This is a genomic window from Phytoactinopolyspora halophila, from assembly GCF_003287285.1.
Lineage (GTDB): Bacteria > Actinomycetota > Actinomycetes > Jiangellales > Jiangellaceae > Phytoactinopolyspora_A > Phytoactinopolyspora_A halophila.
On record NZ_QMIG01000002.1, the window covers coordinates 1 to 12,942 of the forward strand.

Here is a 12,942-nt window from a genome sequence, read left to right on the forward strand (position 1 = left end):
GCCAGGATCCGAAGACCCATCATCGTCCGATGAACCCAGCACCCCGCCAGGATCCGAAGACCCCATATTGCCTGGCAATAGGAGCGGAGGATGCGGGATTCGAACCCGCGAGGGGTCTCCCCCAACACGCTTTCCAAGCGTGCGCCCTAGGCCACTAGGCGAATCCTCCGCAGGAGAGCGTAACTGACCTGAGGCCCGAGTTCGAAATCGGCGTCGCACCGCGGCACGGAGCGATTCGCACGCGTCCCCCTCGACCCATGGACGCACGGCCATATGTGAGTACACTTGAAAGCCGACCCCTCGTGTGGCGGTATTCCTGCCGAACTCCCCCAGGGCCGGAAGGCAGCAAGGGTAAGTGGGCTCTGCCGGGTACGCGAGGGGTCACCATATTCTTCCCAAGAGCAGTTGCAACCGCCCCTCGTGCCGGGCGCTTCGATGCGCCCAGCCCGTGCGAGAGCCAGCTCGCACCGGTGGATGCATGGTGTCGGTGGAGAGGACTAAGGTTCTCAAAGTGTCGTCCCTTGCCTTGTACCGCACCTACCGGCCGAGCCGGTTCGCCGAGGTCGTCGGACAGGACCATGTCACGGTGCCGCTCATGCGCGCGCTGGAGAACGACCGCATCCATCACGCGTATCTCTTCTCCGGCCCGCGCGGATGTGGCAAGACGTCGTCGGCGCGGATCCTCGCCCGCTCGCTCAACTGCGTGCAGGGGCCGACACCGGATCCCTGTGGCACCTGCCAGTCGTGCCTCGACCTGGCGCCCAACGGGTCGGGAAACATCGACGTTGTTGAGCTCGACGCCGCCACACATGGCCTCGTCGACGACGCGCGGGAGTTGCGTGAGAAGGCTCATTTCGCGCCGGTGTCCTCCAGATTCAAGATCTACGTCATCGACGAGGCACACCAGCTCGGTCCGGGAGCAGCCAATGCGTTGCTCAAGCTCATCGAAGAGCCCCCGCCGCACCTGAAGTTCATCTTCGCCACCACCGCCCCAGACAAGATCATCGGAACGATCCGGTCCCGGACGCACCACTACCCGTTCCGGCTCATTCCCAGCAAAGCGCTGCAGCAGAACCTCGCCTGGATCTGCGAGCAGGAGGGGGTGCGGATCGAACCCGGAGCACTCGCCCTGGTCGCCCGTGCGGGAGCCGGATCGGCCCGAGACTCCCAGTCGGTGCTCGGACAGCTGATCGCTGGAGCGGGGCCCGATGGCGTCACGTACGAACTCGCGGCCGAACTGCTCGGCTTCACCGACGCGGCATTGCTCGACGAGGTGATGGACGCCATCGCCGGAAACGACGGCACCTCGCTGTTCGCCGCGGTCGATCGGGTCATGGACTCGGGACACGATCCACGCCGCTTCCTGACCGACCTGCTGGAGCGGCTTCGTGACCTCGTCGTCGTACGTTCCGCTCCCGAAGCGGCCGCCCGCGGGCTGATCGACACGGCCGAAGACCAGGGCGAGCGCATGACAGCGCAGGCCGGCCGCTTCGGCCCGGCCGATCTGATCCGGCTCGCCGACATCGTTGATGACGGCATCACCGCCATGAAGGGAACCACACCAACCCGGCTGCAGCTCGAGCTGGTCTGCGCCCGGCTGCTGCTTCCCGGCGCCGACGACTCCAGTGCCGGCGTCCAGGCTCGTCTCGATCGCCTCGAACGCCGCGTCGCGGGGTCCGCTCCCGCGCCGCAGCCGGCAGCGCAACAACAGCCTTCCACCGATCCGTCCAGCGATCCCCAGCCGCCGGCTCCCACCGATCCGCAACGCCCGCCCAGCCCGGTGCCACCCCCGGAGCCATCTCCGGAGCCATCTCCACCGAACGAACCCGTCCCTCCGGGCGAGCCCACGCCCCAGCCCGAGCCGGTCCCGCCGACGGAGCCGCCACCGCCGGACGAGCCACATCCTCCCCGCGAGGCAGCCCCGGGCGGCGAGCGGGCGCCGGCTGCCGAACCGGGTGGTATGGGTGTCGCAGATGTGCGGCGGCTGTGGCCCGATGTCATGACCAGACTTCGAGAGCTCAAGCGCACGCCCTGGAGCCTGCTCTCGCAGGAGTCGGCGGTGGCCGGTCTGGCCGATGGCGTGCTCACGCTCGCGTTCCGGCAGCCCACGTTGCGCGACACGTTCCTCAGGCGCGACGATTTCCAGACCTACCTGCGCCAGGCGATCAAAGAAGTCCTGTTTGTCGACCTGCGGATCGAGGCGATCGTCGATCCCTCGGCCGATCCGTCTACCAACACGGCGGGCTCGGCCGGCGATCCCGCCGCGGGACGCTCCCCGTCGTCACGCGCAAGCGGCACGGCTGCCTCACCGGGCGGCACGGGCGATGCGGCGGGCCCCACTGCCGCTGGCGATGAGACCACCCCAACACACGGGACCGTCCCGGCTGGCTCGGCCGCTCCCGAGGAGCCTGCCGCCGCCACACCGGCCGCCTCAGCCCAGGCCACTTCTGCACAGGCCACTTCTGCACCAGCCGCCTCCATGGCGCCAGACTCGGCTTCCCCGGCGTCTGAGGTGGGCGAGCCGCCTCCTGCCACCTCGGGCTCGGATGCCGCCGACGTCGCACCCGTACACCGGTCTCAGCCCGCATCGACATCGCCGGAGAGTCCGGCGACGTCGCCCGATCCCGGCACGCACCGGGTGAACGACGACGGCGCCACGCTCGACGATGCCGACCTCGATGCTTCCGGGGAATCCCAGCAAGAGCTGCTCGCCCGCACGCTCGGTGCCACCGTCATCTCCGAAACAGAGAACACGTGAACGCCTTCTGCCAGGACACGCTCCGGTTCCGGCGCTCGCGTGACGTAGGCTCGTACCGTCGACATTGCCCGTCGTAAGGGAGTCCCATCCGTGTTTCCGTCCGGTGGTTCCGAAAACATTGACATGAGCCAGCTGCTGCAGCAGGCGCAACAGATGCAAGAACAGCTGATGGCTGCCCAGCAAGACCTCACCGAAAGCGAGGTCACCGGCACCTCCGGCGGGGGTCTCGTTCGCGCGACGATGACCGGTGGGGGCGAGCTGACCGCGATGCAGATCGACCCGTCGGTGGTCGACCCGCAAGACGTGGAGACACTGTCCGACCTGGTGGTCGCCGCTGTCCGGGACGCGCAGGCGGAGGTGCAGCGGCTAGCCAGCGAACAACTCGGCTCGGTCGGTGGCGGCGTCGAGGGTCTGCTCGGCGGTGCGGGTGGCCTCCAAGATCTGTTCGGCGGTTCGCCCGAGGTCGTCGAGTCGTCGGCCGAACCGGACGACGAGTCCGGCGAACACGGCAGCTCCCCCGGGCAGCAGGGCTAGGCCCGCACCGAGGGCGAGAAGGACACCGGCATGTACGAAGGCGTGGTCCAAGGTCTGATCGACGAGCTCGGTCGGCTTCCTGGCGTGGGACCGAAGAGCGCTCAGCGGATCGCCTTCCACATCCTTGCCGCAGACCCCGACGACGTGCACCGCCTCGCCACGGCCCTCACCGAGGTCAAGGAGAAGATCCGGTTCTGCACCGTGTGCGGGAACGTTGCCGAGGCCGAGCAGTGCCAGATCTGCCGCGATCCCCGGCGAGATCCCGCCATCGTCTGCGTCGTCGAGGAATCCAAGGACGTCGTCGCCATCGAGCGCACCAGGGAATTTCGGGGTCGCTATCACGTTCTGGGCGGGGCGATCAGCCCCATCGAAGGCATCGGCCCGGACGAGCTACGGGTGAAAGAGCTGATGACCAGGATCGCTGACGGCACGATCACCGAGCTGATCATCGCGACTGATCCAAACCTTGAGGGCGAAGCCACCGCGACCTATCTGGCCAGACTCGTCCAGCCGATGGGTTTACGTGTCACCCGATTGGCAAGTGGACTACCTGTAGGTGGCGACCTCGAGTACGCCGACGAAGTCACTCTGGGCCGAGCATTCGAGGGTAGGAGGCAGCTTGATGTCTGATGGCACGACGAAGGCACCGAACGAGAACGAAGACTACGGCGAGTTCGGCGCTGAGATCGCGGACCAGGTCGAGAGCTTCTTGCTCGCGCTTCGCGAGATAGCTCGCGGCGAGGACCCGTCGAGCACCCTCTCGCTGCTGCTGCTCGAAGTCAGCCAGCTCGCGCTCGCAGGTGGCCGGCTCGGTGCGATCGCCGACATCGTACCCAAGGAACGTTTCGAACCCGACACCGGCCCGGACGCCGACGTCGACGAGCTACGGGAGCGGCTTGCTAAGCTACTCGACCCCGTCGACACCTATGTCGAAGTGCTCGATCCGGTTGATCCAGACAGCGGTTTGACGGGTTTCCGGTTGTCCGACGAGCTGGCAAGCATTGCCGCCGATCTCCTCCACGGACTGTCTCACTACCGGGACGGTCGTACCGTCGAGGCGCTGTGGTGGTGGCAGTTCTCGTACCTGTCCTCGTGGGGCTCCAGCTGCGGAGCGGCCATGCGCACGCTTCATTCGCTTATCGCTCACACGCGTCTGGACCACGTACCAGACGATGAGGCCGAAGCGGAGGAACGCACGCTGCTGACCGAGGTCGACAACTGAGCCTCACGTAGCCTCGGTCATGTTCCGCGATCCGGACATTCACCGATCAGCGCCCATGCTCGAATAGACTGCCAGGGCACGTATGACGTTCAACCGAGGAGCTACGCCGTGGGCCTGGTCGTCCAGAAGTACGGCGGATCATCCGTCTCCGATGCTGCGGCTGTGAAGAGAGTCGCGCAGCGAATCGTCGACACGAAAAACGCAGGACACGAGGTCGTTGTGGTCGTATCGGCCATGGGCGACACGACCGACGAACTGATCGATCTCGCTCAGGAGGTCTCGCCGACGCCCTCTGCCCGTGAGCTCGACATGCTCCTGACGGCGGGCGAGCGCATCTCCATGGCGGTGCTCGCGATGGCGATCAGTGACCTTGGTCACGAGGCGAGATCGTTCACCGGCAGCCAGGCCGGAGTGATCACGGATTCCGCACATGGCAAGGCACGCATCATCGACGTCACGCCAGGGCGCATCAGAACCGCCCTCGACGGCGACGCCATCGCGATCGTGGCCGGTTTCCAGGGAGTCAGCCAGGACAGCAAGGACGTCACCACCCTCGGCCGTGGTGGCTCGGACACGACAGCCGTCGCGCTGGCCGCCGCACTCGATGCCGACGTGTGCGAGATCTACACTGACGTCGACGGTATCTTCACTGCTGATCCCCGCATCGTGCCCGCGGCACGCCGGCTTCCCCGCATCAGCTACGAGGAAACACTCGAGATGGCCGCCTGCGGGGCGAAGATCCTCCATCTGCGTTGCGTCGAGTACGCCCGCCGCTACGGCATTCCCATCCACGTGCGGTCCAGTTTCTCCACACTTGACGGCACCTGGGTGATCGACCAGAACAAAGGAAGTGACCAGACCGACATGGAGCAGCCCATCATCTCTGGGGTCGCGCACGATCGGAGTGAAGCGAAGATCACCGTCGTGGGCGTGCCGGACAAGGTCGGTGAGGCCGCGGCCATCTTCCGCGCCGTCGCCGAGGCCGGCGTCAACATCGACATGATCGTGCAGAACGTCTCCGCCGCCGACACCAACCGCACAGACATCTCGTTCACGCTGCCCGCCAAGGACGGCCGAGCCGCCATGGACGCGCTGACGGCGATGCAAGCCCAAGTCGGCTTCGAAACGCTGCGGTATGACGACGGGGTCGGCAAGGTGTCCCTCATTGGCGCCGGCATGCGAAGCCATCCCGGGATCAGCGCCAAGTTCTTCAGCTCGCTGGCTGATGCCGGCGTCAACATCGAGATGATCTCCACATCGGAAATCCGTATCTCGGTGGTGGTGCGAGCCGACGATGTGGACACTGCTGTAGGAGCCGTCCATCGAGCCTTCGACCTGGACGTGACCGAGGTCGAGGCCGTCGTGTACGGAGGAACTGGCCGATGACCAACACAGATCTCCCTACTCTGGCGATCATCGGGGCCACTGGAGCGGTCGGCACGGTGATGCGTCAGATCCTCTCCACCCGCCAGGACGTGTGGGGCGAGATCCGGCTCGTCGCATCCCCTCGGTCGGCAGGACGCAAGCTCACTGTCCGCGGCGAAGAGGTCGAAGTCCAGGCGTTGGCGCCCGAAGTGTTCGACGACGTCGATGTCGCCATGTTCGACGTTCCGGACGAGGTGTCTGCGGAGTGGGCGCCGATAGCCGCCGCACGCGGTGCGATCGCCGTCGACAACTCGGGGGCCTTCCGGATGGACCCGGATGTTCCCCTCGTCGTTCCCGAGGTCAACGCGCCCGCCGCCCGTAACCGGCCGAAGGGGATCATCGCGAATCCCAACTGCACCACACTGTCGATGATCGTCGTCCTCGGTGCGCTGCACGCCGAGCTGGAGCTCACGAGCCTGTTTGCGGCCTCGTACCAGGCGGCGTCCGGTTCCGGGCAAGGTGGCATCGATACGCTGCACGACCAGTTGAGCAAGGTTGCCGGTAACCGCGACGTCGGCTCCCAGCCCGGCGACGTCCGGCGGGTCGTGGGTGACGACCTCGGCCCCTTCCCGGCGCCGCTCGCGCTCAACGTTGTGCCCTGGGCGGGATCGGAGAAGGACGACGGCTGGAGTTCCGAAGAGCTCAAGATCCGTAACGAGTCCCGCAAGATCCTCGAACTGCCGAATCTGGCGGTGTCTGCCACGTGCGTCCGGGTCCCCGTGGTGACGACCCACTCGGTGGCTCTCCACGCCACCTTCCAGCGAGAGGTCACCACCGCGCAGGCATGGGAGATCCTCAGGGACGCGCCCGGGGTCGTCCTCTACGACGATCCCTCCCGAGCCGAGTTCCCCACTCCCGCCGATGTCGTCGGCACCGATCCCACCTGGGTCGGCCGGATCAGGCGCTCGCTCGACGACCCGCATTCCCTGGACCTGTTCGTCTGTGGTGACAACCTCCGCAAGGGAGCGGCGCTGAACACGGCGCAGATCGCCGAGCTCGTCGCCGCGGAACTCACCACCCAGTGAGCACCCGAACGTTGGTACGTTTTCTCGGACCGTGACAAGGCTGTAAGCGTGTCACGGCCCGAGAAGTCGTAGTAGGGCTCAGCCGTCTCCGACGAAACTCGCCGATTCCCTGACCCGCCAGGTCTGCGTTGCCTACGAGCCGAGCCGCGCCTTCACGGCATCGGCGACGATTCGGCCCTCCGCCCGGCCGGCCACCTTCGGCTGCAAGGTCTTCATCACCTTGCCCATGTCCCGCGGAGACTCCGCCCCGACCTCGGCAACAGCCTGCTCGACGAGTTCGGCCAGCTCCTCATCCGACAGCTGCGCAGGCAGGTACTCGGAGATGACGGCCGCCTCGGCATCCTCGCGGTCGGCATTCTCGGTGCGCCCACCGGAACGGAACGCCTCCGCTGCCTCACGCCGACGCTTGACCTCTCGGGTGAGTACCGTGACGATCTCGTCGTCGGTCAGCTCCCGGGCCGACTCTCCTGCCACCTCGGCGGTCCTGATCGCCGACAATGTCATCCGCAGCGCATCCTTGCGCAGCTGATCCCGCGCTCGCATCGCAGCGGAAAGGTCGTTCTTCACTCGTTCCTTGAGAGAGGTCATAGTGCCAAGTCTGCACCGATTTCGGGCCGTCGGGTAATGGTTTGCAGCGTCACGCGATCGGATTGACATACTGGGGCGGTGGCAGCCACCCGCACAACGCTCACTCTTGCCGGTCTTGCTGGTCTCGGGCTCGCCGGCTTCGCCTACGCGGCAGGTTACGAGGTCCGCTCCTACCGGCTTCGCCGGTTCGATGTTCCCGTCCTCGCCCCCGGAAGCCAGCCGCTTCGCGTCCTGCACATTTCGGACCTGCACCTCACACCCGGGCAGGAACGCAAGATCTCCTGGGTGCGCGGGCTCGCTGCCCTCGAACCCGATCTCGTCGTGACCACGGGCGACAACCTCGCGCATCCCGACGCCGTGCCCGGCGTCCTGCAGGCCTACGAGCCCTTCCTCGACACACCAGGCGCATTCGTATTCGGCTCGAACGACTACTACAGCCCGCGACCCAAGAATCCCGCATCGTATCTCTTGCCAGTCGGTGGGCGAGCCGTCGCGGACAAGCCCGATCTTCCCTGGACGGAGTTGCGCGATCACCTTCGTGCCGCCGGATGGCTGGATCTGACCAATTCGCGGGGCAGGCTCACCATCGACGGCCGCGACCTCCTGTTAGCCGGGGTCGACGATCCCCACCTCGGCCGGGACCGCTATGGCCACGTCACCGCACCTGTCAGGGGTCATGCTGACCTCACGATCGGCGTCACGCACGCTCCGTACCTGCGCGTCCTCGACGCCATGGCCGCCGACGGCTATCAGTTGCTGCTCGCCGGGCACACCCACGGAGGCCAGCTGTGTGTCCCCGGCTATGGTGCACTCGTGACCAACTGCGACCTGGAGCCCGCTCGGGTCAAGGGTGTCTCCCGCCACCCTGCTCACGGCGGCCCGGACGCGGCCTGGATGCACGTCTCCGCTGGACTCGGAACCTCACCGTATGCCCCGTTCCGGTTCGCCTGCCCTCCGGAGGCCACGCTCCTCACACTTGTCGCCCGCTAGGTCACCTCCCCGATTTCGAGAACGGGCCGGATCTCGGTTATGCTGGCTCGGCGAGCTTCGGGGTGTGGCGCAGGTTGGTAGCGCGCTTCGTTCGGGACGAAGAGGTCGCTGGTTCGAATCCAGTCACCCCGACCAAGGTCAGGGCTTTGTTGATCATTTTCGGTATCGGTGACCCGGGCCGGTACAGCAGCAAAGTACAGCAACGTCGTCACCTCTACAGGCTCTCGCCTAGGCGTTTCAGCCCGGCCCGGGTAGCTTCGGAGCAGATGTCTGTGTAGATCTCCATCGGACGGCGACTTGGGCGTGGCGCAGGGATACGCATTGCCACGCGTGGATGCACGTCGAGATCTGCAAGTAACGAGCCGCAGGTGCGGCGGCCGTCGTGTACTGTGATCTTCAGTACTCTAGCTTTGTGACAGCGAGCGTCCCACGAGCGGTTGACGTTGCGCGGCTCGATGGACGTGCCCCGTAACGGGTGCAGAACACCAGGCCGAACAATGGCCACGTCGAGGGCAACACCGCGCTGGCAGGGCGGGCAGACGCCGCAACCGGGGAGACTGCCGACGACGAGCAGCCGATGACCACAAACTGAGCCAGCACCACGCCTCCCCAGTCGTAAACGATTCCTTGACGCCCTCAGGAAGTAAAGGGGAATTTACACGTGGAGATCACCGACTCCGCACGCAAAACACGGAATCAACGATGACGACACCCTCCACGCCAAAGACATGACCTTCCGAGTCATCGAAACATAATAAGGTGATCAATATGGCCGACACACGATTGCGGCACGACAGCGACGTCGAACAGTGGCTCGACACCCTCGATCCCGCGACCACACCCGCGCGCGATGCCGCCCGCATGCGCCGCATCGCCACCGCCCGGCAAAACCTCACAGACGCCGAACAAGAACTACGCGACGCCGTAGCCGCAGCACGCGCCGCAGGCGACACCTGGTCAATGATCGGCATCGCCCTCGGCACCACCCGACAAGCAGCCTTCCAACGCTTCGGCAAACACGTCGGCGAATAACAGCCACCACACCGGCCCACACCCGACATGTCTTGAAGTGGTAGGTCCTTGACAGACCTGTGTCAGCACCTGCTTGACGATCGCTGCGTTGGAACCTAGAGCGCTGGTGGAGCGAACATCCGAACATGCCGAATATCGATGTCTCTCGCTTCGACTTGGCTCGTCGGATTACGCCTCACGTTTGCCGTCGCTGCTAGGAGCCGCCCTCAAGGCCAACATCGAGCGTCAGAGCTGTCTCGTGGCGAACAGAGTGGTCCCATAGACCGCGTCCACTTCCCTGCGCTCGGTCTCGGTGAACCCGACCTTGGCCAGCACCCGGCGCGAAGCGGTGTTCCACTCCCAGATCGTGGCCCACAGACGTTCGTACCCGGACGACCTCGCCCAGTCTAGGACCGCCAGCGAGGCCTCGGTCGCATAGCCCTGGCACCAGACCCGGCGTAGCAGCTCGAACGCCAGTTCCGGCTCCCCTTTCGATCCTCGCCCGCTATCGATCAGCCCGCAATAGCCGATAACGTCACCAGCGACCTTCCGCTCGACCGCCAGCAACCCGAGCGACGATGGCTGGCTAGTGCGGATCGACTCCTCGATATCCGCGACCGTGGGGCGCCCATCCGCGTCGATCTGGCGGTGCGCCGGCACTCGTGGATCACGTTCAGTCCACAGCTCACGCTGGACGACAGCCTCGGCCACCCGCCACGGTCTGAGCAGCAGCCGACACGTCTCGAGGACAACCTCGCCGCCCGGAGCCGCTCCACCTGTCATGGCAACAACCCTCTCACGGGCGAAACGCGCTCTCAGCCGCGTTCCGGGCTGTCACGCATCCCAGCGACCACGCAGTGTTAAGCAGGTACTGACACACGAGCGTCAAGCACCTACCAGGACAGGACACCTGCACACCCGACCTGTGATCGGACAGTTGATCCGCGACACATCTCCACCACCTGATGTGCAACAAACTCCAGCCGGATCCGCCGCGACCCCCACCGCGGATGTTCCCACCGCATCTCCGCCACCGCGCCCTCAACCGCCTCGACCACCTGATGCGGACACGAAGCCGGCCGATGCGATCGATCCACAAGACCCCAATCTGTCCACTCAGATAGCGCGCCCACCCAACCGATGCACCGTCGATCGATGCACCCCGACCGCAGCCGCGACCTCGGTGACCTCCACGCCCACCAACACCGCCCGGGCCGCGTCCAACCGCTGCTCCACAACCGACAACACAACCAGTGCCAATCCCGGCCCCCCTGAGACAAGGACGCCCCACAAAGACGTCTCTCGACTCACAGTGCCGATCACGGCCGGTGTCGCACTCAGCCGACGGAGCACAGTTCGAGACTGCCTGGTGACCGGCTACACCCCGCAGATTGAGGCTGTCGAGCTTCCCGATCCCGACGACCCCGACACGTCGTCGCCGCGGTGATCCGTTCCGGTGCCCAGATGATCGTCACTTACAACACCAGTGACCTTCCCGCCGATAACCTCGCCCGATGGGATGTCGAAACTACCCCGCCAGAATCCGAAGACCCGGCAGATCTCAATCCCATGATGAATCCCGATCTGGTATCATTGGGACATGACTGTACAGATCGCCGTACGATTACCCGATGATCTTGTGGAATTCCTGGACCACGAGATCGAAACTGGCGCCGCGAGCAGCCGCGCCGCAATCGTGACACGAGCCCTGGCACGCGAACGCCGCCGCCGGGCAGCGGAACGTGACGCCGCCATATATGCCGCACTCGGTGATGATGAGGACCTCGCCACATTCACCCGCCAGGCCGCTGCCCAGCCCATGGACGTCGACTGATGCGACCGATTCACATCGCCAAGGTGGACAAGAGCCGGCCAGTCGTCCTGCTCACGCGCGAAGCAGCTCGCCCATACATGACACGAATTACGGTAGCGCCGATAACCTCCACCGTTCGTGGACTGTCCACCGAGGTTCCAGTCGGAGCCGTGAACGGCCTCGACGATGAATCGGTTATCTCCCTCGACAACGTAGCAACGATCACCCAATCCGACATCGGTCGTCTCGTCGGCTATCTCACTGCCGAACAAGAAATCACCCTCGCCCATGCGATCATCGCCGCCTACGATCTTGACGTATAACGGTCGAGAACAACTCGCGCCGGGCCCGCGAACCCATCTAGAAGTGTGCACCATCATCGGAATCAAGGACCCTCTCACCGACAGCCCACTCGTCCCGGTCCGCGGCGGACAACCTCTCGCTGACACATAACCGTCAAACCGGCCACAGCGGCGCTGCGGTACAGCACGAAAGCACAGCAGCCGCTGTTGCATACCGGTCATCGATCTCGGGGCGGCGCGGCGTATCGATCCACCGCACCGACCTCGTAGGGTCGACGTGTGGAAACGCGAATCTTGGGGCGAACAGGGAAGGCAGTAGGCGTCGTCGGTTTCGGCGCCTGGCAGATCGGTGGAGCGTGGGGCGATGTCGACGAAGACACCGCCATGAGGACGCTCAATGCCGCGGTCGACGCGGGCGTGACCTTCATCGACACGGCTGACGTCTACGGGGACGGCCGGAGCGAACGGCTCATCGGGCAACTGCTGCAAGACCGCAGCGACGTGGAGCTGACGGTAGCAACCAAGATGGGCCGCCGGGCCGACCCGCATACGGTCGATGCCTATTCGCTGGACAACTTCCGCTCGTGGAACGACCGCAGCCGGGAGAACCTCGGCGTGGACACGATCGATCTTGTCCAGCTGCACTGCCCGCCAACCGAGGCGTACGAGCGCGAGGAGGTCTTCGATGCGCTCGACACCCTGGTGGACGAGAGACGGTTCCGCGCATATGGGGTCAGTGTCGAAACCTGCGACGAAGCTCTCGCGGCACTGCGGCGGCCAGGTGTCGCCACGATCCAGATCATCCTCAACTGTTTCCGCCAGAAGCCACTCGACGCGGTGCTTCCTGCCGCCGCCGAGGCCGGCGTCGGGATCATCGCCCGCGTGCCGCTCGCGAGTGGGCTGCTCACTGGGAGGTACGACGAAGCGACGACGTTCGCGGCAGATGATCACCGCACCTTCAACCGCTCTGGTGAGGTCTTCGACGTCGGCGAGACCTTCGCCGGGGTGCCGTTCGAGGACGGCGTGGCGGCGGCTCGCGATATCGCCGCGCTGGCGCCCGAGGGCGTCCCGACCGCACAACTGGCGTTGCGGTGGATCATCGACCAGCCGGGAGTAACTGTCGTCATCCCCGGCGCCCGCTCACCAGAGCAGGTTCAGGGTAACGCTGCTGCCGCACACCTCGAACCGCTAGACACGGGGACCGTCACCTCGATCCGTGACGTCTACGACGCGCGGATCCGGCCGCTCGTCCACGCCCGCTGGTAGCCGTCGAC

12 protein-coding genes, 2 tRNA genes, 1 other RNA gene and 2 pseudogenes are annotated in these 12,942 nt (G+C 65.6%); 13 read left to right on the forward strand and 4 right to left on the reverse strand.

Features of this window, described 5'->3' with window-relative positions:
• Positions 1-84 precede the first annotated feature (84 nt).
• A tRNA-Ser gene (locus DPM12_RS02490) sits at positions 85-169 on the reverse strand.
• A 122-nt stretch (positions 170-291) separates the two neighbouring features.
• Here DPM12_RS02490 and ffs point away from each other — a divergent pair.
• The 7 genes and pseudogenes from ffs to DPM12_RS02525 all read left to right on the forward strand — a co-directional run bounded on the left by ffs (position 292) and on the right by DPM12_RS02525 (position 6,964).
• Positions 292-389, forward strand: an RNA gene (gene ffs / locus DPM12_RS02495) — signal recognition particle sRNA small type.
• Between the two features lie 122 nt (positions 390-511).
• Positions 512-2,758: a DNA polymerase III subunit gamma and tau gene (locus tag DPM12_RS02500; protein WP_112256719.1), complete on the forward strand. Its 2,247-nt coding sequence runs from the start codon at positions 512-514 to the stop codon at positions 2,756-2,758.
• A 123-nt stretch (positions 2,759-2,881) separates the two neighbouring features.
• Positions 2,882-3,208, forward strand: a pseudogene (locus tag DPM12_RS02505) (YbaB/EbfC family nucleoid-associated protein); the annotation flags it as partial.
• A gap of 114 nt (positions 3,209-3,322) precedes the next feature.
• On the forward strand, positions 3,323-3,922 hold the full coding sequence (gene recR / locus DPM12_RS02510; protein ID WP_112256720.1) for a recombination mediator RecR: 600 nt from the start codon (positions 3,323-3,325) through the stop codon (positions 3,920-3,922).
• Positions 3,915-4,514 carry a DUF5063 domain-containing protein gene (locus DPM12_RS02515; RefSeq protein ID WP_112256721.1) on the forward strand — a complete coding sequence of 200 codons (600 nt, stop codon included), beginning with the start codon at positions 3,915-3,917 and terminating at the stop codon, positions 4,512-4,514. Before recR ends, DPM12_RS02515 begins: the two co-directional genes overlap by 8 nt.
• Before the next feature lie 108 nt (positions 4,515-4,622).
• Positions 4,623-5,900 (forward strand): aspartate kinase, encoded by a 1,278-nt coding sequence (locus DPM12_RS02520; RefSeq protein WP_112256722.1) that lies wholly within the window; start codon positions 4,623-4,625, stop codon positions 5,898-5,900.
• Entirely contained in the window at positions 5,897-6,964 is a 1,068-nt protein-coding gene (locus DPM12_RS02525) for an aspartate-semialdehyde dehydrogenase (protein WP_112256723.1), read from the forward strand. The genes DPM12_RS02520 and DPM12_RS02525 overlap by 4 nt, the downstream gene beginning before the upstream one ends.
• A 132-nt stretch (positions 6,965-7,096) precedes the next feature.
• Here DPM12_RS02525 and DPM12_RS02530 read toward each other — a convergent pair whose 3' ends face one another.
• Complete coding sequence (locus DPM12_RS02530) at positions 7,097-7,552, reverse strand: GatB/YqeY domain-containing protein (protein ID WP_112256724.1); 456 nt, start codon at positions 7,550-7,552, stop codon at positions 7,097-7,099.
• 78 nt (positions 7,553-7,630) lie between these two features.
• Between DPM12_RS02530 and DPM12_RS02535 the strand changes: the two genes are divergently transcribed.
• The 3 genes from DPM12_RS02535 to DPM12_RS02550 all read left to right on the forward strand — a co-directional run bounded on the left by DPM12_RS02535 (position 7,631) and on the right by DPM12_RS02550 (position 9,574).
• Positions 7,631-8,542, forward strand: coding sequence for a metallophosphoesterase (locus tag DPM12_RS02535; protein WP_112256725.1), 912 nt, complete (start codon positions 7,631-7,633; stop codon positions 8,540-8,542).
• 58 nt (positions 8,543-8,600) lie between these two features.
• Positions 8,601-8,677, forward strand: a tRNA-Pro gene (locus DPM12_RS02540).
• Positions 8,678-9,325: 648 nt separating this feature from the next.
• Positions 9,326-9,574: a hypothetical protein gene (locus DPM12_RS02550; RefSeq protein ID WP_342778740.1), complete on the forward strand. Its 249-nt coding sequence runs from the start codon at positions 9,326-9,328 to the stop codon at positions 9,572-9,574.
• Between the two features lie 225 nt (positions 9,575-9,799).
• Here the strand turns inward: DPM12_RS02550 and DPM12_RS02555 are convergent, their stop codons facing one another.
• Positions 9,800-10,336, reverse strand: a complete 537-nt coding sequence (locus DPM12_RS02555) for a GNAT family N-acetyltransferase (RefSeq protein ID WP_112256727.1) — start codon at positions 10,334-10,336, stop codon at positions 9,800-9,802.
• A 203-nt stretch (positions 10,337-10,539) separates the two neighbouring features.
• A pseudogene (locus tag DPM12_RS24440) lies at positions 10,540-10,813 on the reverse strand (helix-turn-helix domain-containing protein); the annotation flags it as partial.
• Between the two features lie 340 nt (positions 10,814-11,153).
• Between DPM12_RS24440 and DPM12_RS02565 the strand changes: the two are divergent.
• The 3 genes from DPM12_RS02565 to DPM12_RS02575 all read left to right on the forward strand — a co-directional run bounded on the left by DPM12_RS02565 (position 11,154) and on the right by DPM12_RS02575 (position 12,934).
• Complete coding sequence (locus tag DPM12_RS02565; protein WP_112256729.1) at positions 11,154-11,387, forward strand: ribbon-helix-helix domain-containing protein; 234 nt, start codon at positions 11,154-11,156, stop codon at positions 11,385-11,387.
• Entirely contained in the window at positions 11,387-11,689 is a 303-nt protein-coding gene (locus tag DPM12_RS02570; protein ID WP_112256730.1) for a type II toxin-antitoxin system PemK/MazF family toxin, read from the forward strand. The genes DPM12_RS02565 and DPM12_RS02570 overlap by 1 nt, the downstream gene beginning before the upstream one ends.
• A 258-nt stretch (positions 11,690-11,947) precedes the next feature.
• Positions 11,948-12,934, forward strand: coding sequence for an aldo/keto reductase (locus DPM12_RS02575; protein ID WP_112256731.1), 987 nt, complete (start codon positions 11,948-11,950; stop codon positions 12,932-12,934).
• Positions 12,935-12,942 lie beyond the last annotated feature (8 nt).

Bases quoted from the DNA above. Each gene is read 5' to 3' on its own strand.
- recR (WP_112256720.1), top strand. From the start codon at position 3,323: ATGTACGAAGGCGTGGTCCAAGGTCTGATCGACGAGCTCGGTCGGCTT.
- DPM12_RS02515 (WP_112256721.1), top strand. From the start codon at position 3,915: ATGTCTGATGGCACGACGAAGGCACCGAACGAGAACGAAGACTACGGC.
- DPM12_RS02525 (WP_112256723.1), top strand. From the start codon at position 5,897: ATGACCAACACAGATCTCCCTACTCTGGCGATCATCGGGGCCACTGGA.
- DPM12_RS02530 (WP_112256724.1), bottom strand. From the start codon at position 7,552: ATGACCTCTCTCAAGGAACGAGTGAAGAACGACCTTTCCGCTGCGATG.
- DPM12_RS02555 (WP_112256727.1), bottom strand. From the start codon at position 10,336: ATGACAGGTGGAGCGGCTCCGGGCGGCGAGGTTGTCCTCGAGACGTGT.
- DPM12_RS02565 (WP_112256729.1), top strand. From the start codon at position 11,154: ATGACTGTACAGATCGCCGTACGATTACCCGATGATCTTGTGGAATTC.
- DPM12_RS02570 (WP_112256730.1), top strand. From the start codon at position 11,387: ATGCGACCGATTCACATCGCCAAGGTGGACAAGAGCCGGCCAGTCGTC.